The organism is Photobacterium sp. TLY01, assembly GCF_021432065.1.
Lineage (GTDB): Bacteria > Pseudomonadota > Gammaproteobacteria > Enterobacterales > Vibrionaceae > Photobacterium > Photobacterium halotolerans_A.
The window spans coordinates 333,787-359,566 of sequence record NZ_CP090364.1; the positions used below are offsets into that span (position 1 = coordinate 333,787).

The 25,780-nt window shown below is 54.2% G+C and carries 21 protein-coding genes; 20 read left to right on the plus strand and 1 reads right to left on the minus strand.

What is annotated here, in order from left to right:
• Position 1: 1 nt before the first annotated feature.
• The 19 genes from LN341_RS01635 (at position 2) to tldD (ending at position 23,677) form a co-directional block, all read left to right on the plus strand.
• Positions 2-844, plus strand: a complete 843-nt coding sequence (locus LN341_RS01635) for an ExeA family protein (protein WP_046220619.1) — start codon at positions 2-4, stop codon at positions 842-844.
• A gap of 2 nt (positions 845-846) precedes the next feature.
• Positions 847-2,052 (plus strand): lipopolysaccharide assembly protein LapB, encoded by a 1,206-nt coding sequence (locus LN341_RS01640; RefSeq protein WP_234203909.1) that lies wholly within the window; start codon positions 847-849, stop codon positions 2,050-2,052.
• Positions 2,053-2,056: 4 nt separating this feature from the next.
• Positions 2,057-3,799 (plus strand): GspE/PulE family protein, encoded by a 1,743-nt coding sequence (locus LN341_RS01645; protein WP_234203910.1) that lies wholly within the window; start codon positions 2,057-2,059, stop codon positions 3,797-3,799.
• A complete protein-coding gene (locus LN341_RS01650) occupies positions 3,799-5,016 on the plus strand; it encodes a type II secretion system F family protein (protein WP_234203911.1) in 1,218 nt (405 codons plus the stop codon). The genes LN341_RS01645 and LN341_RS01650 overlap by 1 nt, the downstream gene beginning before the upstream one ends.
• A gap of 212 nt (positions 5,017-5,228) precedes the next feature.
• Positions 5,229-5,831 carry a prepilin-type N-terminal cleavage/methylation domain-containing protein gene (locus LN341_RS01655; protein WP_234203912.1) on the plus strand — a complete coding sequence of 201 codons (603 nt, stop codon included), beginning with the start codon at positions 5,229-5,231 and terminating at the stop codon, positions 5,829-5,831.
• Positions 5,832-5,840: 9 nt separating this feature from the next.
• Positions 5,841-6,320 carry a type II secretion system protein gene (locus LN341_RS01660; RefSeq protein ID WP_234203913.1) on the plus strand — a complete coding sequence of 160 codons (480 nt, stop codon included), beginning with the start codon at positions 5,841-5,843 and terminating at the stop codon, positions 6,318-6,320.
• Between the two features lie 101 nt (positions 6,321-6,421).
• Positions 6,422-6,928 (plus strand): prepilin-type N-terminal cleavage/methylation domain-containing protein, encoded by a 507-nt coding sequence (locus LN341_RS01665; protein ID WP_234203914.1) that lies wholly within the window; start codon positions 6,422-6,424, stop codon positions 6,926-6,928.
• Complete coding sequence (locus LN341_RS01670; protein WP_234203915.1) at positions 6,915-7,556, plus strand: prepilin-type N-terminal cleavage/methylation domain-containing protein; 642 nt, start codon at positions 6,915-6,917, stop codon at positions 7,554-7,556. The genes LN341_RS01665 and LN341_RS01670 overlap by 14 nt, the downstream gene beginning before the upstream one ends.
• Complete coding sequence (locus LN341_RS01675; protein ID WP_234203916.1) at positions 7,556-8,305, plus strand: PilW family protein; 750 nt, start codon at positions 7,556-7,558, stop codon at positions 8,303-8,305. Before LN341_RS01670 ends, LN341_RS01675 begins: the two co-directional genes overlap by 1 nt.
• Positions 8,295-8,750 carry a hypothetical protein gene (locus LN341_RS01680; RefSeq protein ID WP_234203917.1) on the plus strand — a complete coding sequence of 152 codons (456 nt, stop codon included), beginning with the start codon at positions 8,295-8,297 and terminating at the stop codon, positions 8,748-8,750. The genes LN341_RS01675 and LN341_RS01680 overlap by 11 nt, the downstream gene beginning before the upstream one ends.
• Entirely contained in the window at positions 8,743-12,294 is a 3,552-nt protein-coding gene (locus LN341_RS01685; RefSeq protein WP_234203918.1) for a DUF6701 domain-containing protein, read from the plus strand. The genes LN341_RS01680 and LN341_RS01685 overlap by 8 nt, the downstream gene beginning before the upstream one ends.
• A gap of 511 nt (positions 12,295-12,805) precedes the next feature.
• Positions 12,806-13,849 carry a rod shape-determining protein MreB gene (gene mreB / locus LN341_RS01690; protein ID WP_027253728.1) on the plus strand — a complete coding sequence of 348 codons (1,044 nt, stop codon included), beginning with the start codon at positions 12,806-12,808 and terminating at the stop codon, positions 13,847-13,849.
• Between the two features lie 40 nt (positions 13,850-13,889).
• A complete protein-coding gene (gene mreC, locus LN341_RS01695; protein WP_046220608.1) occupies positions 13,890-14,756 on the plus strand; it encodes a rod shape-determining protein MreC in 867 nt (288 codons plus the stop codon).
• The gene (mreD, locus tag LN341_RS01700) at positions 14,749-15,237 is read left to right on the plus strand and encodes a rod shape-determining protein MreD (protein ID WP_234203919.1); all 489 of its coding nucleotides are present in this window, start codon (positions 14,749-14,751) and stop codon (positions 15,235-15,237) included. Before mreC ends, mreD begins: the two co-directional genes overlap by 8 nt.
• Before the next feature lie 90 nt (positions 15,238-15,327).
• Positions 15,328-15,894 carry a nucleoside triphosphate pyrophosphatase gene (locus LN341_RS01705; protein WP_234203920.1) on the plus strand — a complete coding sequence of 189 codons (567 nt, stop codon included), beginning with the start codon at positions 15,328-15,330 and terminating at the stop codon, positions 15,892-15,894.
• A 16-nt stretch (positions 15,895-15,910) separates the two neighbouring features.
• Complete coding sequence (rng, locus tag LN341_RS01710) at positions 15,911-17,380, plus strand: ribonuclease G (protein WP_046220606.1); 1,470 nt, start codon at positions 15,911-15,913, stop codon at positions 17,378-17,380.
• A 16-nt stretch (positions 17,381-17,396) separates the two neighbouring features.
• Entirely contained in the window at positions 17,397-21,314 is a 3,918-nt protein-coding gene (locus tag LN341_RS01715; protein WP_234203921.1) for a YhdP family protein, read from the plus strand.
• A gap of 82 nt (positions 21,315-21,396) precedes the next feature.
• Positions 21,397-22,227 carry a carbon-nitrogen hydrolase family protein gene (locus tag LN341_RS01720; protein ID WP_234203922.1) on the plus strand — a complete coding sequence of 277 codons (831 nt, stop codon included), beginning with the start codon at positions 21,397-21,399 and terminating at the stop codon, positions 22,225-22,227.
• 4 nt (positions 22,228-22,231) lie between these two features.
• The gene (gene tldD / locus LN341_RS01725; RefSeq protein WP_234203923.1) at positions 22,232-23,677 is read left to right on the plus strand and encodes a metalloprotease TldD; all 1,446 of its coding nucleotides are present in this window, start codon (positions 22,232-22,234) and stop codon (positions 23,675-23,677) included.
• 72 nt (positions 23,678-23,749) lie between these two features.
• Here the strand turns inward: tldD and yjgA are convergent, their stop codons facing one another.
• Positions 23,750-24,274 carry a ribosome biogenesis factor YjgA gene (gene yjgA / locus LN341_RS01730; protein WP_046220602.1) on the minus strand — a complete coding sequence of 175 codons (525 nt, stop codon included), beginning with the start codon at positions 24,272-24,274 and terminating at the stop codon, positions 23,750-23,752.
• 117 nt (positions 24,275-24,391) lie between these two features.
• On the opposite strand from yjgA, the gene pmbA reads away from it, so the two are divergent.
• Positions 24,392-25,735 carry a metalloprotease PmbA gene (pmbA, locus tag LN341_RS01735; protein WP_234203924.1) on the plus strand — a complete coding sequence of 448 codons (1,344 nt, stop codon included), beginning with the start codon at positions 24,392-24,394 and terminating at the stop codon, positions 25,733-25,735.
• The last annotated feature ends 45 nt before the right edge of the window (positions 25,736-25,780 follow it).

Here is a 25,780-nt window from a genome sequence, read left to right on the forward strand (position 1 = left end):
CATGTATCTGTCGCACTTCGGTTTTGAGCAGTTCCCTTTCCGGTTAACGCCGGATACCGGGCTGTTTCATGCGCTGCCGCCGCATCTGGAAGCGATCCAAATGACTTTGTCTGCGCTGGCGATGGGGGAAGGGGTGATTCAGATCGCCGGGGAAGTCGGGACAGGAAAAACGCTGGTTTGCCGGATGCTGGTCCGGCAGTTGCCTGAGCACTATGATCTGGCTTATTTGCCGACGCCGGCCATGAGTGGACGGGAATTACGGGCGGCACTGGCCAAGGAGCTAGGTCTTCAGCCGGACGGGGATGGCCTGACCCTGACTGAATCGCTGCATCAGTCACTGATTGAACGCAAACGCGGTGGACGCGCTGTTGTGGTGTTGCTCGACGAAGCACAGGCATTGCCCGATGAGGCGCTCGAAGCGTTACGGCTGCTGGGCAACCTGGAAACGGAACAGGAAAAACTTTTGCATATTGTGCTGCTTGGTCAGCCTGAGCTGGATGCACGACTCGCCTCCCCGCAACTGCGCCAGTTTCGCCAGCGTATTACTTTTCGTGCTGTGCTGCGGCCGCTGGATATGGCGGAAACTGTGTCTTATATCGAACATCGTCTGAGCAAAGCGGGCGGTGAGGCGGGGCTGATGCCGTTGGCCCGGCAGAAAGCGATCTGGCACGCCAGCAGGGGCATCCCCAGACTGGTCAATCAGCTCTGTCATAAAGCCTTGATCGTGGCCTGCAGCACAGGTGAAGCCACGGTCAGCCGCAAAGCGGTGCAGGCCGCAATCCGAGATACCCAAACCGCGCGCCAGCCGCGCTGGCACGACCCGATCTTATGGGGATGGAGCTGAGCATGAGTGAAGTGAATAAAATGCTCAATAGTTTGAGCCAGAATCAGGCACCGCAGGCGGTGCCTGAACTGAAACCGGCGCGGGTCAACCCCTTGCCTAAAACGCTGTGGCCCCGCTGGCTGTTTGCTGCATTGTTGATCTCAGGGACGGCTGGTGCCACCGGCTGGTGGTTTGGACACAGCCGCGCGGAGAGCCGCTCAGTGGTTGAAGAGAGACTGGCACCAGTTGAGACCCCGACAGCGCCTGTAGCGGTTAAATCCGCGCCGGACCCGGTCGGGGAGTTTCTGCAAACCACAGGTCAAGCGGCTGATGAGAAAACAGCGTTGAGCAAGCAGCCGGACAACAAGCCTGCAACGGCCAGCCCAACCCAAACGGCTGTGTTGCCCGTTGTGAAAAAAGTGCCCGTTGCGCAGGCTGCCAGCCAGACAAAGACCACAGCTGTGGCGAAATCGGATACGGTGCCAGCGGCCCCTCGCGCGACAACACCTGAGCGTACTGCGCAGACGGTACCGGCCGCCGTTCAGGCGGATACTGGTGAAACTGAGCCAAAGATAATCGCTGCGACGATGGACAGTACCGGGCCTTCAGAAGAAGGAGACGCAGGTTTATCAATTGAAAGCATTGCCCTGTCGCCTGAGCAGCTTGCCCAGACGGATTACGACAAGGCGATGAAAGCTTTAGCGGAAGGGGACACACGCAAGGCCACCAACTACCTGAAATCGGCACTGGACTATCAACCTGACTGGACGGAGGCCCGCCAGCGTTTGTCTGCCCTGTATTACGGCCGCGGCGATGTCAGGCGTGCAATGCTGACACTGCAGCAGGGGCTGGCCAAACAGCCCAACCAGCAGGATCTGCGCCTGACGATGGCCAAGCTGCTGACGCAGGAATCTCAGCCTGAAGTGGCGCTGGAGGTGCTCAGCGAAATGCCGTCGCAGCCAGCCAGTGAATTTCTGGCCTTGCGCGGTGCGCTGGCCCAGCAACTCAATGATCAGCCACTGGCACTGAGCAGTTACCAGAAACTGGTGGATGCTGAACCGTTCGATGGCCGCTGGTGGCTGGGGCTGGGTATTGCCCTTGACCGCAGTCAGGAGAACGCCAAGGCGGTTGCGGCTTATACTCAGGCGCTGAAACTGGGGCAGGTTTCCGGCCAGTCGCAGCAGTTCATTCGCCAGCGTCTTGCCGCACTGAAGACACAGGAGGGCTGAACCGATGCAGCTGAGATTACGCAAACGTCTGGGGGATCTGCTGGTTGAAGAAGGCATCGTCCGGCAGGAACAGCTCGATCTGGCACTGGAGCAGCAACGCAGTACCGGCCGCAAGCTGGGTGATACTCTGATTAGCATGGATTTTTTGGGCGAACAGCAATTGCTGGCCTTCCTGTCCCGTCAGTTGGATATCCCGCTGATCGACCTGAACCGGGTGGCAGTCGACAGTGAAGCCGTTGGCCTGCTACCGGAAGTGCATGCCCGTCGGCTGAGGGCGCTGGTGATCAGCCACCGGGGCGATACTGTCCGGGTGGCCATGAGTGATCCGGCCGACCTGGCCGCCCAGGAAGCGGTGCTGAATCAGCTGTATCAGTTCCGGGTGGAGCTGGTGATTGCCCCGGAACATCAGCTGATTGCCTCGTTTGACCGTTATTACCGCCGAACCAAGGAAATAGCCTCTTTTGCCGAGCAGTTGCATGCCGAGCATCAGGCCAACAGCGATTTTAGCTTCAGTGTTGATCATTACGACAATGAAGAAGTGACAGTCGTCAAGCTGATCAATTCCCTGTTCGAAGATGCCATTCAGGTGGGCGCCTCGGATATCCATATCGAACCGGATGCCAGCGTACTGCGTATTCGTCAGCGCATTGATGGTGTGCTCCATGAAACCCTGCTGAACGAGTCTGCCATCGCTTCGGCTTTGGTGCTGCGCCTGAAACTCATGAGCGGACTGGACATTTCTGAGAAACGTTTGCCGCAGGACGGCCGTTTTAACGTGACGGTTCGCGGCCACTCGGTGGATGTGCGTGTCTCGACTATGCCGGTGCAGTACGGTGAATCTGTCGTGATGCGTCTGCTGGATCAGTCAGCCGGTATTTTGAGTCTGGATCAGATTGGCATGCCGGCCGATATTCTTGCCCGCTTCCGGCGTCAACTCAAACGCCCGCATGGCATGATTTTGGTGACCGGCCCGACCGGCTCAGGTAAAACGACCACCCTTTACGGCGCACTGAGCGAGCTGAATAAACCCGGTAAGAAGCTGATCACCGCCGAAGATCCGGTGGAATACCGGCTGCCGCGGGTGAATCAGGTGCAGGTGAATACCAAAATCGGCCTGACGTTTTCCGGCATCCTGCGGACTTTTCTGCGTCAGGACCCGGATATTATTCTGGTCGGGGAAATGCGGGATCAGGAAACTGTGGAAATCGGTCTGCGCGCTGCGCTGACCGGACACCTGGTGCTGTCGACACTCCATACCAATGATGCGGTAGACAGTGCCCTGAGGATGATGGACATGGAAGCGCCAGGCTATCTGGTGGCCAGTGCGGTTCGGGCCGTGCTGGCTCAGCGTCTGGTCCGCCGAATCTGTCAGGACTGCAGCCATGAGGTGTCGCCGGATGCTGCAGAGCTGCAATGGCTGAAAGCCTGTTTTCCGTCTTCAGCCGAGCAGACATTCCGGCAGGGCAGAGGCTGTCAGAGCTGTAACCTGACCGGCTATAAAGGCCGGATTGGGGTGTTTGAATTGCTGGAAATGACGCCGGCCATGATGGATGCACTGCGCGCCAATGATGCGATGGCGTTTGCGCAGCTGGCGCGTGCTTCTGAAGGTTATCAGCCGCTGATTGAGTCTGCGATGGCACTGGCACTGGCCGGGCAAACCAGCCTGGAAGAAGTGCTGCAGCTGAGTGAAGGGGATTACCTGATCCCCGAGTTCGATGCGTTCACGGCGTCACCGGAGTCTCGCTGATGCCGAGGTTCGAGTACCGGGGACGGGGCAGTCAGGGACAACTGAAGAAAGGCCAGCTAGATGCGGTAAGCGCGGAAGCGGCCGCTGATCAGTTGATGCGACAAGGGATTATTCCATTGGAGATCCGCCGTGGCCGGAGCGACAGTCCGCTGACGCTGGGCGGTCTGTTGCAGCGCAATGTGCCACTGGAAGCCATGGTGATTCTGTGCCGTCAGCTGTACAGCCTGACCAAAGCTGGCGTGCCGCTGCTGCGGGCTATGAAAGGGCTGGAGCAGAGTACCAGCCACCCGTTACTGCAATCGACCATTGATGCCGTGACTGTGGAGCTGACCAACGGTCGAGCGCTGTCGCAGGCGATGAAAATGCATCCGAAGGTGTTCTCCGAGCTGTTCGTGTCGATGATCCATGTGGGTGAAAATACCGGTCGCCTGGAAGATGCCCTGCTGCAACTGGCGCAGTATTATGAGCAGGAACTGGAAACCCGGCGACGGATCAAATCGGCCATGCGTTATCCGATGTTTGTGCTCAGTGCGATTTTGCTGGCGATGATCGTACTCAATACCAAAGTGATCCCGCAATTTGCTTCCATGTTCAGCCGGTTTGGCGTCGAATTGCCTCTGCCGACCCGTATTTTAATCGGTACCTCAGATTTTATGCTGAGTTACTGGCCCTTGTTGCTCGGCGGCTCAGTGGTCAGCTGGATTGGCTTGAAAGCCTGGCAGCGCACTCCGGAAGGCCAGGAAAAGTGGGACCACTGGCGCCTGAAAGTCCCAGTCGTGGGCGATATCATCAACCGGGCTCAGCTGTCACGGTTTGCCCGCACTTTTGCCCTGATGATCCGTGCTGGTGTGCCCCTGAATCAGGCGATCCAGCTATCGGCAGAAGCACTGGAAAACCGCTTTCTGGAAAATCGTCTGATCGACATGAAAAACGGCATTGAAGGTGGCAGCAGTATTACGCAAACCGCCCGGCAAAGTGGCATCTTCACCCCGCTGGTACTGCAGATGATTGCGGTGGGTGAAGAAACCGGTCAGGTCGATGAACTGTTGCATGAAGTCTCGGATTTTTATGATCGTGAAGTGGATTACGATCTGAAAACACTGACCGCCAGGATCGAACCGTTTCTATTGGCTGTTGTGGCTGGCATGGTGCTGATTCTGGCGCTGGGGATCTTCCTGCCGATGTGGAATTTACTCGATGTTGCGCGCGGGGCTTAACGCCGTCGGATGAGATGCGCATTCAGCGCGAGAATAAAGTTTTGTTAGTGATATTGTTGTCATTGAAATACTTTGCTATCCAATTCTAAGTTGCAGTAAATATTAGGAAAATGTGCAATAACCCGATTATTTCCACTGGTATTTTTTTATGATCATGCGAGAATGACTACTTACATCATTTTGACGCCCGTTCGTCATGTTTTTGGCAGCTTATGACTCAGTATCCGAACCGGCAAACCGGATTATCGCTGATTGAACTGGTCATTGTTGTGGTGGTGGTCAGTATACTGTCTATCGTGGTGGTGCCCCGGTATATCGAAATTGCCGACGAGGCTAAAGTGGCCGCCCTGCAGGGCATGGCAGGCAGTTTTTCGACAGCGGTGCTGTCGGCACGCGCGCAATGGGAAGCCGATGGCAAGCCTGGCACTCAAAACCAAAACTGGGTTAATTACGACGGCACCCGGTTTAACCTGACCGCAGCAGAAACCGGCGGCAGAGCGGGATATCCGTTTGCGCTGCAGGGGCAGGGAAGTCACCAGCTCGGGCAGTTATCTGTGCAGGATTGCCTGGCGTTAATGGACAATCTGTTACAAAACCCACCGCCTTCAACCACTCATGCGAGTGAGGCGGGTTCTGGGAAATATCAGTATTTCGTCGAAGTCGGTGCAACCCGTGGGAACCGGTTTTGTCGTTATTACCAGCTGGCTTCGGCCAGTGATTTTTGGACCGGTAAGAAAGCTATAACAGCCGGCCATTCTTTTACTTACACACCGGCTTTGGGTCGGGTTGATATTAACATTGATCGCAATATTTAGGAGTCAGTTATGAAACGTCAAGGTGGTTTTACCCTGATTGAGTTGGTGGTCGTCATCGTGATTCTCGGCATTCTGGCCGTCACCGCTGCGCCGCGTTTTTTGAACCTGCAGGATGATGCGCGTAACTCTGCACTGCAGGGACTGCGAGGCGCGATTGTAGGGGCCTCAGGTATTGTTTACGGCAAAGCTGCAGTGCGTGGTAATGAAACTAGTTCGTCTGCTGTTGATGTTGATGGTGTGCAGGCTGTATTCGGTTATCCGACAGCTGCAGCAGATGGCATTGGTGCCGCGTTTGAAAATGGTGATTGGCTAGCAATTACTTCGGCAGATACCAGCGATGTACCAGAAGTGGATTTGACGGACACTCAGATTATCTATACGTTCGAAGGCCGTGAAACACAAGGGTGTTATGTTCTGTATACCGAAGCGACTGACGCCAATACTCCAGCAACGGCTGAAGTGGTGCTAGGTGATGGCTGTACACCGTAATCACTGAGTGAGTAAGCGGATTAATTACCTGTTGATTACATATAAATTGGGGCGGACTCCTGCCCCTTTTCTCTCTTTGACAGGGCGTCTTGGGTGAATGCATGGCTCGCCGTTTGAGCGCTGGCCGACAACGCGGCTTTACGTTAATTGAACTGATTCTGGTGATCATACTGCTGGGGATCCTCAGTGTGACGGCCGCGTCACGTTTGATTGGCCGCAGCAGTTTTGATGCATACCTGGCCCGCGATCAGGCTATCACTCTGACCCGTCAGATTCAGCTGCGTGCCATGAGCAATATTGATGCTCAGGGCGATCTGGACGGTTGCCTGTCATTGCAGGTGACACCGGATCATTTTGGCCCGCCCGCCTGTGCCGACACCACTTTTTCTGGTCGTGCAATCACAGAAGCCGATGATGCTATCACCGTGACAGGCGATCTACAGGGAGAGGTGCGGTTCGATTTACTGGGACGGCCCTATCAGCAGGATGGCAGCGGGAACAAGACGCCGCTGTGCACCACAGCGTGCCAGATCACCTTTGTTTCACGTAACGCCCAGAGCGCCTCAATCTGTATCAACCGGGAGGGGTATATTCATGCCTGCCCGTAAGCCCTGCCGTTCGACAATTTTCCGCCAGAAAACCTATCGCCAACAACAGGGTTTTACCCTGATTGAAGGCATCATTGCGATTGTGATGATGGCGATCGCCATGGTCACACTGATCAGTTTTTTATTTCCCCGGGCGGAAGAATCTGCGGTACCACATTATCAGGCCAGAGCCGCGGCCATCGGTCAGGCGGTGCTGAATGAGGTGCTTTCGCGCAAGTTCGATGAAGCTTCGGATCCCTTTAACGACAGCGTGATCCGCTGCGGAGAGGATGGGTTTGTGTGCAGCGCGCCGGGCAATCTGGGTGCAGATGTCGGTGAAGTGAACAGCGGCTTTCTGAATGTCGGCGCGGCCGACGATGTCGATGACTTTATCGGCTGTTGGGGCAGCGAGGCGCAATGCAACGGCAGCACACTGACCCGCCGTGGCGGATTACAGGATCTCGTCACCGTTTCTGCTGCCGAGCAGAGCGATTACCGTAATATTTATCTCGAAATCCGTGTGCGTTATGAAAATAATGCTTTCAGTGGTGCCGCAACCGCTGTCAGCCCCCAGAAGCGGATTGATGTGCTGGTCCGAACCAGCCGTTACGGTGAGTACCCGTTCACTGCCTTCAGGAGTAATTACTGATGCAGTCGTTGCGAGGATTCACCCTGATAGAAATGATCATGGCGCTGGTGATTCTGGCGTTTATTTCGCTGGGCATAGGAGCCTACCTGCAACTGGGCGCCCGGGGCTATGCCGACACCATAGAGCGCGAACGTTTACAATCTGAGGCGCGTTTTGTGATTGAACGTTTGACCCGGGAAATTCGTCATGCCGCGCCAAACAGCGTCAGTTTCAGCAGCGGGTGCCTCTCTTATTATCCTGTGCTGTTCACCGCGACTTACCTGAACGAGCCGGATCCCACCACGTCTTTGCTGGCAGTGCTGGTCCCGCCTGATTCACAGCACATTGCCTTATGGAACAGTGGCGTGAACGGCAAGCGCGTGGCGGTGGGATTTGTCAGTGCCAGTGATTATCAGGCCGATGCAGACGCAAGCATAGTTGTTGAAGCGTTAACGAAGGCCCCGACCGCGGCAGATCCCACGGCCAGCCTGCAATTGTCTCAGTGGCTGGGCGATCGCTCACCGGGTCAGCGTCTGTACCTGTTTGATGATCAGGTGGCTTTTTGTCAGGTCGGCAATACCCTGGTGCGACAGGTCAATGATGGCACTGCTTATGTGCTGACGGAGACGCTCAGTCACTTCAATGTTGCCGTGTCAGGGGCGGGCCTGAACAGCAATGGCCTGGTTCATTTGGAAATGACGTTTACCGATCCTGTTAGTCAAGAATCGTCGGATTACAGCCAGAGCGTGCAGGTGATCAATGTCTTATAGTCGTCGGTATGCAAAAAAGCAGCAACAGGGCAGCGCACTGATCGTCGCCATTTTCGTGATTGTTGTCATGGCTGCGATGGCAGCTGCTATGTTGCGGGTGGCGGGTTCCAGTCAGGACATCACCACCCGCGAGGTACTGTCGACCCGCGCCTGGTTTACCGCCCATTCCGCCAATGAAGTCATGATGAGCCAATTGTTTCCGCTGGCCGGTACAGGCAGTGATCCCGCAGTCGAGATCTGTAACCGTTATCATCCTGACACTGGCACGGTTTACACCTTCGCACCTGCCGGGGGCACGGGCTGCCGCGCAACGACCACCTGCCAATCTTCAAATGCCGAGTCAGTAAACACTTACTTGTTGGTGAGCACCGCCAGCTGCGGCGGCAGCCCTCATGCTGTGACCCGGATTCAGGAGCTTTGGGCTAAGGATTTGGAGCATGAGTAAACGATTACTGATTTGCTGGTGCCTTTGGTTCTTGCAGTATTTATTTATTTCCGGGCAGGCTGTGGCGGCAGAGTGCAGCAATAAGCTGAATAGTAATAAAGACTTTTATATTGATTTTGAAATACCGAGTGCGAATTTAAATGAGCGAGTTGTTGTTTCACAAGCAAATTCAGGGAGAAGTACACAAGTTATCTGGACTGATGATGAAGATGAAGATGAAACCAATAAAATTGTTGAGAAAAATTTTGTTGCGGGTGGTCATTACTTTGTCCGTCTTATCTACATATCAGAAAAAAATAAAAGTGGAACGCTGAAATATTTCAATAAAAACTCAGTGTCCGAATCATGGAAATTTGTCAGTGAGAAGTTAATAAACTTGTCTGCAATTAACGCAGCTAGTTTTAGTGTTGTTAGTCGTGGGGATGTCACGAAAGTAGAATGTGCTGAAGGAGAACCACCGCCCTCGCCACTACCTGTCATTCCTGATGTATGTGATTATTTTCCTGGTCCAGTACAAACATGGGTGGGAAATGAAAATAATTATTTCTCAATGAATACGACAAATCGCTTGGTAAATGATGCTTTACCTGACGATCATTCAGTGGGTTTTTCTAATGTGATTGTTGAGAAAGATTTCATTGGTTTCTCCAAAAATACTTATGTACAAGGGAGCTGTAATGGGGAGACGTGTCAATTAGATGGTGTTATGTCTCAAAAGCTGGATTTGTTCTGGGATGATAGCTCGGCAAAGATAGAAAATGACATAGTTATTAACTCAATAGAAACCGCGATACCTAATACGTCCTATAAGTCTACTTTTGGTGGGCATTTTGCGGGCCTTTCGATTGAATCGGGAGGTAAACTCATTATGCCTGAAGGCCAATACTGGGTTGATAATATGGATGTTCGCGGAAACCTGACTACCCAAGGAAGTGTGGTGTTGCATGTATGGGGGCGTTTGGATGTTGCTGGTGAAATTAATACAACCAATGAAAGTGATAATTTAACCATTTTATCGTATGGGTGGGGGAAAAGCTGTCCATTCCCAAGCTCAACCGGTGAACCACCAGCAAGTTTACCAAGTGTATATCCGCCTCAAGTTGCTTCTCCTCTCGCTGTAAACTTGAATATTGGCGGAAGTCTTAATGGAAGAATCTACTCTCAAGGTCCTGTCGCACTGTCTGGAGATGTAACTCTGCGAGGGGCAATAACAGCTTGCCAGTTAGAAATGAGTAACACCGCACAAATAGTCGGTAACAGCCAATGTTTCAATCCGCCGGATAATAATTACCAGCTTGTTGTTAGCCCGAGCCGGGCCCTAGGCCTGTTGTGTGAACGTCAACCCGTAGAATTCCAAGTACTGGATAGCAATGGTGCGCTGGCGTCCCAATTTAATGGCGAGATAGAGGTTTCGACGAATCTGACGGGCAGCGGACAGGCGCTCTGGTATGAGGAGCCGGATGGTGGAACAGGCACAGATGCCAAGCAAAGCCAGCGTTTTTCTGTCGTTAACGGGACAACGCAATTGTGGCTGAAAAGTGATGTGATCGAAACAATCGTTGTCACCGGACAGCTAGTCTCAGACGGTAACCCAAGCGCACAAGGCCAGTACAGTTTTGTCCCGTTTAAATTGCAGATTCAGGAGCAGGCTTTGAAAGTTGTTGCCGGAAAACCTGAGCCTATCAGAATCTCTGCCATGAGTTGCGATACCAGTGCTGCAACATCGTCAGTCGCAAAAGACTACAGCGGCACCCGGACACTGCAACTGAGTACTCGCTATACTTTGCCAGATTCAGGAGGCAGTGCTGTCGAGTTGCGTGATAACAATGGGCACTGGCAGTCCTCCAGCGTTGTGTTGAACTTTCAGGAGGGAAGTGCCGAATCAGAGTTGCGTTATCTGGATGCGGGTCAGACGCAACTCAGTCTTGTGGATCCCAATTGTACGAAAGCCGGTGGATGTAGTATCAGTGGTAATGGCTCGTCGCTGGCCGATCTGGAATTGGGTGACTGGACCCGGTTAGAAGGAGTGCAAACCGTCTGGTCCCGACCTTATACGTTCGCGCTCTGTGATGTGACCTCTGACAATGGAAAGACAGACTTCTCCGGCACTGCCAGTGGCGGGCCGGGCTTTGCGGCGGCGGGTGATAAATTCTCAGTCACCTTTAAACCCGTGATCTGGACGCAAGATGCCGTGATGGCAGATCAAAGCGGCGATGGGATCAATGATATCCGGACCACCACATCAGCCTGGTGCAATCAACTCACCACCCCAAATTACTATTCCGTCTCTGGACTGGTGACAGCGCCGATTCAGTTGTCTATCCCCGGTAAACCGGCTTCGCCAACGGGCGATGGTGTGGTTGCTGGGAGTCTGGGGGGCACGCTGTATCACGAATTTACAGGCTCTGAAGCAACAGCAGGCTGGACCATAGACGATCTGAGCTGGAGTGAAGTCGGTAGCCTTTGGCTGCAGGCCGATGCCGATTATCTCGGTATGCCAGTCGATCAGGGGATAGGACAGCTGGGGCGCTTCTACCCGGCACATTTCGTCATCAAGGAGAGTGCGGTCAGCGACGCGTACGGCAGCTTCACTTATATGAATCAGCCGTTTTCCTTGTCAGCGACAATCGAGGCGCAAAATACGCAGAACCAGCCAACCCAAAACTACGGCTATTTCGCCGACGATTATCAAGAATCGCTGCAGTTACGCGCCGTGAATGCGGGTGCGACAGGGAGCGATGCCAATAACCTGACCAGCCGGTTATCTGAGCAGCTGAGCTATCAGCAATGGGACAAAGCGCTCCAAACGATCACGACCGATGCGCTGGCATTGTTACGTGTGTTGAGCAGCACGAACCCAAACGTGACCGAACCCGACGGCCCGTACCCGGTGGATTTGGGTCTGGTTGTCGAATCCCGAGATGATTGCGCGACTCGCGGCTGCAGTGATTTTTCGAATCAACCGCTGAATGTCTATGAACTGGACGGGGCCACACCGGAAACTGCTGCCGCGCTGGCCGGGGATATTCATGCCCGTTACGGCCGGATGCGCCTGGAAGACGCCGTGGGCCGGGAAGGTGAAAAAATCAATATACCTGTGCTGCTGGAGTACTGGGAGGCAGGCCAGTTTGTCACCCATAGTGACGATTATGATTCGGTATTTAATGGCCAGCGGTATTTCAGGCAGGGCATCACGAACCCGAGCACGAGTGCGATCACTGCATCCGTGGGTGATATCAAAGTGCACGCAGGCCGCTCAGCATCGGGCGATCTGTATGCCACTGAGGGCGTCTCCAGCGAGCAGGTGCGCTTCTGGCAAAAACTGGTGGCTGACATACCAGCGGTGATTGCCGGTGAAAACCCGGTGACCGACTCTGCATCAGGCACCCATGCCGGCAGCGAATCTCAGCCCTGGCTGTTGTATAACTGGCGGGGACAAGGTGATGAAAACCCGTCAGCTCTGGTGACTTTTGGCGTTTACCGGGGCAATGATCGGGTGATTTACCGCGGTGAAAGGAATATCCCGGTCACCATAAACCGATAACTTCAGTGACAATATTCCTGATAACGAAAATGCAATCAAAGATTCAGTGGCTGCTTGCGAGACAGGGCTGAATCTCAGTGCTGGCTACTGTACGATTGCACGGCCTGGGAATGGGCGCGTTGTTTGTTTTTTTGTTAGGCAGAGCGTCTCATCAAGACTTTGCCCGTCTCGTTGGATTGGTTCAACGAAAGGTCTGCCATCTGTCATATGTCATATGTCATATGTCATATGTCACGCGATGAGACACAGGTTTGACATGCTGGGCCAGTTTATATGATTGCGAGGCGGCTGATATTCAGTGCGCTTCATAGTTTCTTTGCATATAGCAGAGCGATGTTCATGCGCGTGCAAACCACAATTCGAAGCAAAAGCACACACGAAAGCGTAACAATCCCTAAAAATGAGGATCTGTGGCAGGTTTGACAAAGCTTATCTTGTCTCGCTACCTGCCACTTGATACATTTAGGCGCAATTTTTACGAAATTTGAGCTTGCAGGATTAGCCGAAAACTATGTTTAAAAAACTTCGTGGCATGTTTTCCAATGACCTGTCCATTGACCTGGGTACTGCCAATACCCTGATTTACGTCAAAGGGCAGGGTATCGTACTTGATGAACCTTCAGTGGTCGCTATTCGCCAGGATCGTGCGGGTGCCACTAAAAGTGTCGCGGCCGTTGGCCACGAAGCAAAACAAATGCTGGGGCGTACGCCTGGTAATATCGCTGCAATTCGCCCGATGAAAGACGGCGTGATTGCAGACTTTTACGTCACAGAAAAAATGCTGCAGCATTTTATCAAGCAAGTGCACGACAACAGTGTACTGCGTCCAAGCCCGCGTGTGCTGGTGGCTGTGCCTTGTGGTTCAACTCAGGTTGAGCGTCGTGCGATTCGTGAATCGGCACAGGGTGCCGGTGCGCGTGAAGTCTATCTGATTGATGAACCGATGGCGGCGGCGATTGGTGCAGGCCTGCCGGTGTCTGAAGCGACAGGTTCCATGGTGATCGATATCGGTGGGGGCACCACTGAAGTTGCTGTGATTTCTCTGAATGGCGTGGTGTATTCCTCTTCCGTACGTATCGGTGGTGACCGTTTCGATGAAGCGATTATCAATTATGTCCGTCGTAACTACGGCAGCCTGATTGGTGAAGCAACGGCTGAGCGCATCAAGCACGAGATTGGCTCTGCTTATCCGGGTGATGAAGTGCGTGAAATCGAAGTGCGCGGCCGTAACCTGGCTGAAGGTGTGCCACGCAGCTTTACCCTGAATTCCAATGAAATCCTGGAAGCCCTGCAAGAGCCGCTGACCGGTATTGTGTCTGCTGTGATGGTGGCGCTGGAACAATGTCCGCCGGAACTGGCTTCGGATATCTCAGAGCGCGGTATGGTTTTGACAGGCGGTGGTGCACTGCTGCGTGATCTGGACCGTTTACTGACTGAAGAAACCGGGATCCCTGTGGTGGTTGCTGAAGATCCGCTGACTTGTGTGGCGCGCGGGGGCGGTAAAGCGCTGGAAATGATCGACATGCACGGTGGCGATTTATTCAGCGAAGAGTAATGTCTACCCCGGCAAACATCCAAACAGGTCATAGTGTTACATGAAACCTATCTTTGGCAGAGGCCCTTCTCTGCAACTGCGCCTGTTTCTTGCCATGTTACTGTCGGCCGGCCTGATGCTGGCCGACAGCCGTCTTGATGCTTTCGCCCAGGTCCGTTATGTCCTGAACTCTGCGGTTGCCCCTTTGCAATACGCAGCGAACCTTCCGCGTGAAATTCTGGATGGTCTTTTCAGTCAGCTGAGTTCCCATCAGCGATTACTGGCAGAAAACAAAGCGCTGAAGCGCGATCTTCTGGTACTGCAAAGCGATGTGCTGCTCCTTGACCAGCTGCAGCAGGAAAACCAGCGTCTCCGTGAGCTGCTGGGCTCACCGTTTGTGCGTGACGAACGCAAGATGGTCGCTGAAGTGATGGCGGTTGACTCCGATCCTTACAGCCATCAGGTCATGATAGATAAAGGCCGTGTTGATGGCGTGTATGAAGGCCAGCCGGTGATCAATGACAAAGGTATCGTGGGCCAGATTTCCTATGTCGGTGCCCATAACAGCCGTGTCCTGCTGCTGATTGACCCGACCCATGCGATTCCGGTGCAGGTGGTGCGCAATGATATCCGGGTGATTGCCTCTGGCAGTGGCGAGCAGGATCAGATCCAGCTTGAACACGTACCGAGCAGTACCGATATCAAAGTTGGCGATTTACTGGTGACCTCAGGTCTGGGTGGCCGATATCCGGAAGGATACCCGGTCGGCAGGGTGACAGAATTCTCGTTTGATAATAAGCGCCCGTTTGCGCAAATCAAAGCCTTGCCAACGGTGCAGTTTGATCGCTTGCGCTATCTATTGCTGGTCTGGCCGACAGACAGGGAAAGGCATACCGTTACCACCACAGGAGAACCGGTCAATGGTTGATACCCGAGCCAATGGCATTTTGCTGATCTGGTTGTCGTTTGTGGTCGCGCTGATCCTGCAGGCCGCTCCCTGGCCCGGACAGCTGGAAGCCTTCCGCCCGTCCTGGGTCATGCTGGTGGCGTTTTACTGGGTGCTGGCCTTGCCGCACCGGGTGAATGTCGGCACAGCTCTGGTACTGGGTCTGATCTGGGATCTGCTGCTGGGTTCCACCCTGGGGATTCGCGGTCTGACCATGTCGGTACTGTGCTACATTGTGGCGCTCAATTTTCAGGTGATGCGTAATTTATCTTTATGGCAGCAGGCCATGATCGTTGCCTTGCTGTCGCTGGCCGGCAAGCTGGTAGAGTTCTGGGCTGAATACCTGGTGGTCGAAATTGAATTTGATCCCACCCGGTTGTGGGCTGTGTTACTCAACTTCCTCCTCTGGCCGTGGTTGTTCCTGTTTTTACGGCGTATTCGCCGTAAGTTCTCAATACGTTAGGGGACGTCAGTCTCCACTTGGATAGCACCATTTGCGAGACGGTTCGCAATGAAAAAGCATGGTGCTATCGTCTTTCTAGGTAAGATCAAGATGACAACACTGTATCTGGCATCCGGTTCACCCCGTCGCAAAGAACTGCTCTCTCAACTCGGTTACACGTTCGATATTTTGTCGCTCGACGTCGAAGAGCAGCATCAGGCCGGTGAAACCCCTGAAGCATATGTCCGGCGCTTGTCGCGGGACAAAGCCCTGGCCGGGGTGGCGGTCACTGACGGTTTGACGCCTGTAATCGGTTCAGACACTATCGTGGTCGTAGACGGGCAGATTCTTGAAAAACCGAGGGATTTCGCGCACAGCCGTGAGATGCTCATGCTATTATCCGGACGAAGCCATCAGGTCATGACGGCAGTCACTGTTGCCACGCAAGCACGCCAGCGAACTGAGCTGGTTGTGACCGAGGTCTGGTTCCGTCCGCTGAGCGGTCAGGATATTCAGGACTACTGGCAAAGTGGTGAACCGAAAGACAAAGCCGGCAGTTATGCCATTCAGGGGATTGGCGGGAAATTTATTGCCCGTATCGAAGGGAGTTACCATGCAGTTGTGGGCTTGCCACTGCTGGAAACCGATGCGCTGATCCGAGAATTTATAGCCAATTGAATCTACAGAGGCACCCATGAGTACCGAGCTGCTTATCAATGTGACACCCAGTGAAACCCGTGTGGCGATGATCGAAGGGGGCAACCTCCAGGAAATCCATATTGAGCGTGAATCCAAGCGGGGCATTGTTGGCAATATTTATAAAGGGAAAGTGAGCCGCGTCCTGCCCGGTATGCAGGCCGCTTTTGTTGATATCGGTCTGGATAAAGCGGCTTTTCTGCATGCCTCTGATATTGTTCCCCATACTGAATGTGTAGCAGAAAACGAGAAGCAGCAGTTTCAGGTCAGGGATATTTCTGAGCTGGTACGCCAGGGCCAGGATCTGGTAGTGCAGGTGGTGAAAGATCCGCTGGGGACCAAAGGGGCCCGTCTGACCACGGATGTCACCCTGCCATCCCGATATCTGGTGTTCATGCCAGGCGCAAGTCATGTTGGTGTCTCGCAGCGCATTGAAAGTGAAAGCGAGCGCGAACGCCTGAAAAATCTGGTGACCAAACACTGTGATGAACTGGGCGGATTTATTATTCGCACCGCTGCGGAAGGTGCCTCTTCGGCGGAAGTGGCACAAGATGCGGCATTCCTGAAGCATCTGTGGCGAAAAGTGCTGGAACGTCGTGGAAAATATAAAAGTAAGTCAATGCTGTACGGTGAGCTTGGTCTGGCGCAGCGTATCCTGCGCGATTTCGTCGGCACTGAACTGGATTCGATTTATGTCGACTCCCGCCTGGCTTTTGAAAATTTAAAAGAATTTACCGACGAGTTCGTGCCAGAACTCAGCAATAAGCTGGTTCGCTATACAGGCGATCAGCCGATTTTCGATCTGTACGATACCGAAAATGAAATTCAGCGTGCACTGGATCGCAAAGTGGAACTCAAATCCGGCGGCTATCTGATTATTGATCAGACCGAAGCCATGACGACGGTCGATATCAATACCGGTGCGTTTGTCGGCCGCCGAAATCTGGAAGAAACCATCTTCAATACCAATATTGAAGCCACCAAAGCGATTGCCCGTCAGTTACGGCTGCGCAATCTGGGTGGCATTATTATCATCGACTTTATCGATATGGCCTCTGAAGAACACAGACGCCGGGTGCTGACGGCACTGGAGCAGGCGCTGTCATATGACAGAGTGAAAACCAATATCAACGGCTTTACCCAGCTTGGGCTGGTGGAGATGACCCGCAAACGGACCCGGGAAAGCATTGAACACGTGCTGTGCGGAACCTGCCCCACCTGCGAAGGGCGCGGGACGGTGAAAACGGTCGACAGTGTCTGTTATGAAATTCTGCGTGAGATCACCCGTGTCAACCGGGCTTATGACGCCGATCGTTTTGTCGCGTATGTCTCTCCTGCTGTGGCAGAGACGCTGGCCGGTGAGGAATATCATGCGCTGGCTGAGCTGGAAGTCTTCATCGGTAAACAGGTCGAGGTCAAAATTGAACCTTTGTATCACCAAGAACAGTTTGACGTCGTCATGATGTAAACCCTGAGGCAATGGCGTGTTATCTGTGCTGATAAATCTGACCCGCGTCCTGAAATGGACCTTGCTCACTCTGCTGGTCATCGGCGCAGTGTTCATCACCTCGTTGCGTTTACTGCTGCCGCAACTGAACGATTACCGCGCTTCGATTACGCAATGGCTCTCGGCGCAAGCCAATATGCAGATCAGCGTCGAGCTGGTTGAGGGACGCTGGCATAATCTTGGGCCGGTGATGGCGCTGCACGGCGTCAGTATTGGCCAGAGCAGTAAGGATATGGTGCAGGTTGGCGAGGTCGACTTTGATGTCGATTTGTGGCGGTCTGTGCTGAACCTGAAGCCGGTTTTTCGTGATATCAGGCTGACCGGACTTACGCTGGATCTCACCCAGTTTCCGGCCAGTGGCCGTCCCGATGAGACGGATAAACCCTTAGATGTCAACCGTCTGGAACAGCTGTTGTTTGTGCAGTTGGGGACATTCTCCCTGCATGATGCGACCCTGGTGGTCAGTTCGCCTGCCGGTCACCGTCAGCCGGTAGCCGTGGAAGAGCTGAAATGGGATCGTCAGGGCGATATGCACCTGGCAGAAGGCATTGTCAGCATTCCCGGCACTCACCTCAATCAGCTCAATGTGATCGCTAACCTGTCCGCCACACAAGGATTGCCGCATTTATCCGGTACGATTTATGCGCGGGCGAAGAACCTGTCGATGACACCCTGGCTCAATCAGTCGGTACTGGGCGGGGATAAAATCACCGGCAGCCAGCTGAATGCGGAAGCCTGGCTGACACTCGACAATGGTCAGCTCAGTCACAGTAAAGTCCGCTTTCTGGACTCCTATGTGCGCTGGCAGGAAAACGGCCGTAAACACGAACTGGCATTACTGCGTGGGATGCTGTCTCTGAGCCCTGAACGGCAAGGGGCCAGCAGCGGATGGCGACTGGACAGTCATAAGCTGGTCCTGGCAACCGATCAGCAAGCCTGGCCGCGCCTTGACTTTTCCGCGAACTGGCTGGCACCGCAGCAAAATGCCCAGGTGGTGTCTGAGCCGGCACCCCTGAAAGACACTTTATCCAGCGGGCACTGGCAGCTGGCTGTCGGTCGTGTCGATCTGGCCAGACTGGCGCCGTTAGCCAGTTTGCTGCCTGAAGACAACGCTGGACGGAAAGCGCTTGAGACACTTCAGCCTGCCGGTTTGGTACGTGATCTTCGGTTCGCCGGACAGGGACTGGCGCTTCCGCGTTTTTCGTTGGAACTGGATGGCGTGTCGAATCAACAGTGGATGTACCTGCCTGCATTTGCATCTCTGGACGCCAGGATTGCCGGAGACGGGCAGCAGGGCGAGATCACGCTTAATGTCGGTGAGCAAACTCTGGACTACGACAAGGTTTTCCAGGCACCGATGGACATTGAGCAGGCCGATGTCCGGGGATACTGGCAAATAGACGAACAGGGATGGCGTCTGTGGAGCGATGCGCTGTCGGTCAGCACACCGCATCTGAGCGCCAATGGCCAGTTCCGGCTTGATTTCCCGAAAGCGGCCCCTTCCTGGCTATCTTTTTACGGTGAAACCCAAGTCAAAGATGCCGGCGCAGCCTGGCGCTATTTGCCTCGCCCGGCCCTGGGACAGGCGCTGACAGATTATTTGTCCGCCGCCATTCGCGGCGGGCAGTCTGATCATGCTCAGCTCTTGTGGTTTGGTGATCTGCCTGCTTTTCCTTATGCCAGTCATGACGGTAATTTTGAAATCAGTGTGCCGCTGAAGCATGGGCGTTTCAGTTTCGATACCGCCTGGCCTGAGCTGACCGACATTGATTTGAACCTGGGTTTTCGCAATGACCGTATGCTGATCAATGCCAGCCATGCCAAAACAAAAGACGCTGTTGCGGATCGGGTCGTCGGCGATGCCTGGCTGCACCCGGATGGTCACCTGAAACTGGCCATTGATGTCAGTGCAGAAGGTGAGCAGGTTCGCGACTATATGATGGCAACGCCACTGGTGGACTCGGTCGGCGCGGCACTGTCGGCAGTGAATGTTGATGGGCCTGTGGCCGCGATGCTGCAGTTGGATATTCCTTTTAGCGGCGCTGAGGTGAAAGCCCGGGGGGAGGCCCGCCTTGACAGTAACCGGGTGACCATCGAAAGCCTGTCGCTGCCCCTGACGCAGGTCAAAGGCACCATCCATTTCGATAATGATCAGATCACAGCAGATGAAGTGACCGGTTACTGGCTCGGCCAGCCGCTGACGGTCAGTTTTGAGGGGGAAAACGCGCAAGCGGGTTATCAGGTCAATGTGGATCTGGCCGGATTCTGGCAGCTCTCATCACTGCAGCAGCGTTTGCAGGATCCGATGCTGGCCAGACTGCACGGCAGTACCAAGTGGCATGGCAATGTCGGGGTGGTGCTGCATGACACTGGCCTGAAGTATCAGGTCTTTCTCCAGGCGCCGCTGGCGGGTATTCGCAGTGAGCTGCCTTATCCGCTGGCATTCACTCCGAAATCGCGCACCAGTGCTGTGCTGACCGCAAGCGGTAATGCCACTCGCTTTGAAACCAGCCTCACCGTGCCCGATGCCCAGTACCGGGCGGAGATCGCTTTGCAGTCACAACCGCAGATTGTGCGCAGTGAGCTGACTGTCGGCCTGGCCGAGCGGCGTAAACTGCCGGCAAAAGGCCACGGGATTCGCATTCAGGCCAACAGCATTGATGCCGATGCCTGGGACAGCCTGGCACAAGAGATCATTGAGAAGCAGCAGAATAAACCGGCAGCACAAGCGGGGATCGAACTGCCGTTGCCCACGCGGGTGAATGCCAGTATTGAGCAGCTGAAGCTGGCCGGACTCAACTGGCACAATCTGGACTTGGCGGTGCGTAAGCAGCCATCTCAGTGGCACGCGGTGCTCGGCAGCCGCGAAGTCAGCGGGGAGCTGTTCTGGCCCGATTATAAACCGCTGACGGTGAATCTGGAGCAGCTTCATCTCAATTTACCCGAAGATAAGAAGCCGCTGGAACCTCTGTCAGCGGCGCACAAGTATGTTCCTCAGCGGGCAATTCCGCCGGTGACGGATTTTGATCGTACTATGATGGCCTACCTGCCGCAGATGAATGTCAAGGTGAAAGACTTGTGGCTGCAGGGATACCGGTTGGGCGCACTCAGCGGCCGTTTGCGACGCGATGCCCAGACGCTGATTCTGGAAGAGCTACAACTGGATTCCGGAACGACATCACTGAGCCTGGATGGTCACTGGACGATGAGTCAGTATCAGAATGAAACGCAGGTCGCCTTTGATATCGCCGGTGAGGACAGCTCGGAGCTGATGGGGCGGCTGGGGATCTCAGGCGGGATCCAGGATGCCAGCTTTACCAGCTATGCCTCGATTCAGTGGCAGGGGGCGCCATGGTCGATGCACCGTGAAACCCTGACTGGTGAAATCAAGACCGAAACCGGCAAAGGAGTGATCCGGGATGTGGGCGGTGCCGGCCGGATCCTCGGGTTGTTCAGTCTGGATTCTATCATGCGAAAAATGCAGCTCGACTTTACCGGGGTATTCGATGACGGCCTGGCTTTTGACTATATCAAAGGGTCAGGGCGGATTGAAAATGGCCGTTTTGAAACGGACGATGTGGAAATGAAAGCACTGGCAGGGGATATGTACATTCAGGGAAGTGCTAATCTGGTTAATGAGACCGTGAATGCCAGAGTGAAGTTTATCCCTGATCTGACATCCGGGATCCCGGTCCTGACAGCGTTTGCTGTCGCCCCTCAGACGGCCATCGTAGTGTTTGCGATTTCGACCGCCCTGTCGCCTGTGGTGGATGTGTTTACCCAGATCAACTATGTCGTCAGCGGCCCGATAGAGTCACCCACAGTCACAGAGCAATCGCGCTTTACAGGGGAGTTTAAGGTCCCTGCCGCACTGAAGCAGCAGGTTGAGCAATAATAACCAGATACTTCCGGTTTTTGCCTCAAAGGCTAAGCTGAGGTAATAATAACAAGAAAATCAATTTGTAATGGAGTGCGTGATGGCTAGAGTCGGTGTCGTACAGATGAATTCCGGACCAGATCCTGAACTGAATCTGCAACAGCTGAAAAAGAAGTTGAAGGGGTTGCAATTGCAAGGGGCGAAACTGGTCGTCACGCCGGAAAATTGTTTGATCTTCGGTACCCGGGCTGATTATGAGCAACATGCCGAACCTCTGGGAGAGGGAACACTGCAACGCCAACTCGCTGCACTGTCCCGTCAGCTGGGGATCTGGTTACTGATCGGATCGATGCCTATCCGGCGTGAAGACGGCAATATGTCGACCACGGCCCTGTTGTTCGATGATCAGGGCCAGCTGCAAGCCCATTACGATAAATTGCATATGTTCGATGTCGAGGTTGCCGATCGCCACCACAGCTATCGCGAGTCAGACACCTTCCGGCCGGGAGAGGCGGTCAAGGTGGTGGAAACACCTTTCGGCAACATTGGACTGTCGATCTGTTATGATGTCCGCTTCCCGCAGTTGTACAGCGCATTGCGGGCGCAGGGCGCCGATATCATTGTGGTACCGGCCGCGTTTACCAAAGTGACCGGTAAAGCGCACTGGGATATCCTGCTGCGTGCACGCGCCATTGAAACTCAGTGCTGGATTGTCGCAGCCGCGCAGTGGGGCGAGCATAACCAGGGGCGGGAAACCTGGGGCCACTCAATGATTATCGATCCCTGGGGGCAAGTCGTCGCCTGCCAGGAGCAGGGTACAGGTGTGATCACCGCAGAGATTGATCTGGGTCTGAGCGCACAGATACGAATGAATATGCCATTGCTGCAACATAGCCGTTTTCAGGTGCAGCAGTGCAACACAGAAGAGTAAGGCAATGATGCTGGAAACCGTAGAACAGACCATGCTGGCCCAATCCGGGCTTGAGTGTGATGACCTCAGCCAGATTCTGGGGCTGATGGCCGCCCGGGATGTAGATTATGGTGATATTTATTTTCAGTCCAGCTGGCACGAATCGCTGGTGCTGGAAGACAGTATTATCAAAGACGGCTCCTTTAATATTGATCGCGGTGTGGGTGTTCGTGCGGTCTCCGGTGAAAAAACCGGTTTTGCTTACTCAGATCAGATCAGCAAACTGGCTCTGACGCAGAGTGCAAAAGCGGCACGGGGTATAGCCCGCAGCGGCGGCTCCGGCAAGGTGCAAGCCTTTGCTTCATCGCAGGTCAAGCCTGTCTATGCCGGTGTCAATCCGCTGGAAAGCCTGGAACGTCAGGACAAAATTGCCTTGCTGCAGCAAGTGGATGCTTATATCCGTGCCAAAGAACCCCTGGTGAAAGAAGTTTCCGTGAGTATTAACGGTGTTTATGAGCAGGTGCTTGTCGCCGCGATAGACGGCACTTATGCGGCGGATATTCGCCCACTGGTGCGCTTTTCTGTCAGCGTGCTGATTGAGAAGAACGGCAAACGCGAAAGCGGCAGTGCGGGCGGCGGTGGCCGCTTCGGTTATCAGTATTTTATGACTGAAAATGACGGCAAATCGGTCGCTTTGCAATATGCCGATGAAGCCCTGCGCCAGGCGCTGGTCAACATAGATGCCGATCCGGCACCTGCCGGGACGATGCCAGTGGTACTGGGTGCGGGCTGGCCGGGGGTATTATTGCATGAAGCTGTTGGTCACGGCCTGGAGGGGGATTTCAACCGCAAGGGCTCTTCGATGTTCTCGGGCCAGATGGGGCAGCAGGTGACCTCAAGCCTGTGTACCATAGTGGATGACGGCACGCTGGCAGATCGACGTGGTTCACTGAGCATTGATGATGAGGGCACCCAGGGCCAGTACAATGTGCTGGTGGAAGGGGGCAAGCTCAAAGGCTATATGCAAGATAAGCTCAACGCCCGCCTGATGGGCGTGGCCCCAACCGGGAATGGCCGTCGTGAGTCTTATGCACACCTGCCGATGCCGCGCATGACCAATACCTACATGCTGCCGGGCGAGCATACGCCGGAAGAGATCATCGCCAGTGTCGAGAATGGCATTTACGCCCCGAATTTTGGCGGTGGTCAGGTCGACATTACGTCCGGTAAATTTGTGTTCTCAGCGTCGGAAGCTTATCTGATTGAAAAGGGTAAAATTACCCGTCCGATTAAAGGGGCGACCTTAATTGGCAGCGGCATCGAAGCGATGCAGAGAGTCTCGATGGTGGGGAACGATCTGGAACTTGATCGGGGTGTCGGCGTCTGCGGTAAAGCAGGACAGAGTGTGCCAGTCGGAGTCGGACAACCGACCCTGAAACTATCCTCAATGACCGTGGGCGGCACCCAGTAAGATGTGCTGAATCACGAGAGACACCGATAAAAATGCCAGCGATTGCTGGCATTTTTTATTCAAGAGCAGGGTTTAGTCCTGGATATACAGCGCCTTTAAAACCTGAAAAATTTCGCGGTAGGCTTTCGCAGGTTTGTTGGCGGCTTTTTCTTTCACGGCCATGCGAACCAGTTGACGCAGTTGCTGGCGGTCAGCATCCGGATGGGCTTCCATCACTTCATTAATCACGGTATCACCGTCATCAATCATGCGATCACGCAAAGATTCCAGCTTGTGCAGCTGTGCTGTGACCTGAGCATGCTTGTTATTCAGTTTGTCCAGTGCGGCCTGAATCGGCTCGATATCGACGCTCCGCATCTGTTTGCCGATAAACTGCAACTGACGGCGGTAGGCTTCCTGCTTAAAGCGCTGGGCATCTTTGATTGCCATGCGCAGCTCATCGCTCAGCGGAATTTTCGCTAATGCACCGGGCTTGAGCTTGACCAGCTCTTCGCCCAGCTTTTGCAGGGCTTCCATGTCACGTTTCATCTCGGATTTACTGACCCAGATGATTTCTTCTTCCTCTTCCCATGGGGCTTTTTTATTTTTACGGCTCATATCAGGCTCATGACAGACTTCAATCTCTCTATTTTATCAGTTTCAAGTTGAATTTGGGCGCATTTTAATTGCCTTGAGTGTTATCCTTAGGGGAAACCGTGTAAATAAAGTATGACTATGGACGTGAAACAACAAGTCGCCCAGCAGCGTAGCGAGCTGGAACAGGCGGTCGCCCGTGCACTTGAGCTTGCGGGTCAGCAGGCCGATGCCGCTGAAGTGGCGATTAACAAATCCACAGGGATCAGTGTCTCAACTCATTTGTGTGAAGTGGAGAATGTTGAATTTAACAGCGATGGTGCGATGGGCATTACCGTCTACCGTGGCCAGCGCAAGGGCAGCGCATCCACCTCAGATTTGAGTGAAGCGGCAATTGCACAAACCGTGGCTGCGGCACTGGAGATTGCGCGTCATACCTCAGAAGATCCTTTCGGGGGGCCGGGACCGGCTGAGCTGATGGCTAAACATATCCCGGATCTGGATCTGTTTCACCCGGATGAACCTGAGCCGGATCATGCTGCCTCAATCGCGATTGCCGCCGAGCAGGCCGCGCTGGATGCTGACAGCCGCATTAAGCAAAGTGATGGCGCCAGTTACGACAGTCACTACGGTATCCGGGTATATGGTAATACGCACGGTATGCTGGCCAGCTACCCGAGCAGCCGCCACAGTATCAGTTGTTGCGTGATTGCCGAAGGCAAAAATGGCGACATGGAGCGCGATTACAGCTATACGGTTGCCCGCCGTACCAGCGATTTGTGGACACCGGAGAAAGTCGGCCGGCTGGCAGCCGAACGTACCGTCAGCCGGATTGATCCGCAGAAACTGTCGACCCGGAACACACCTGTGATGTTTGCTTCGGACATCGCGACCGGCTTGTTCGGTCACCTGGTGATGGGGATTAGCGGGTCGAATTTATACCGTAAGTCAACGTTCCTGCTGGATATGCTCGATGAGCAGATCTTCCCTTCCTGGCTCAACATCAGTGAGCGCCCGCACCTGTTGCGGGGCCTGGCAAGTACACCGTTTGACAGCGAAGGTCTGGCAACCCATGACAGAGAAATCATTCAGGATGGGGTGCTGCAAACTTATCTGATGACCAGCTATGCCGCCCGTAAACTGGGACGCCAGCCAACCGGTCACGCTGGTGGCATTCACAACTGGCAGGTGTCCAGTACAGGTGAAGATTTTCAGGCCATGCTGCGCAAACTGGATACCGGGTTCCTGGTGACCGAGCTGATGGGGCAGGGGGTTAATATCGTCACTGGCGATTATTCGCGCGGTGCCGCGGGTTTCTGGGTCGAAAATGGCGTGATCCAATACCCGGTCAGTGAAGTCACCATTGCCGGAAATCTGAAAGATATGATGGCTAACATAGTGGCTGTCGGCACAGATACCGAAACCCGCAGTCAGATTCAGACCGGCTCTATTTTGCTGGAATCAATGAAAATTGCCGGTGAGTAATCACAGACGCTGAGTCACCAAAAAGGTCTGGCCCGGTGCCGGACC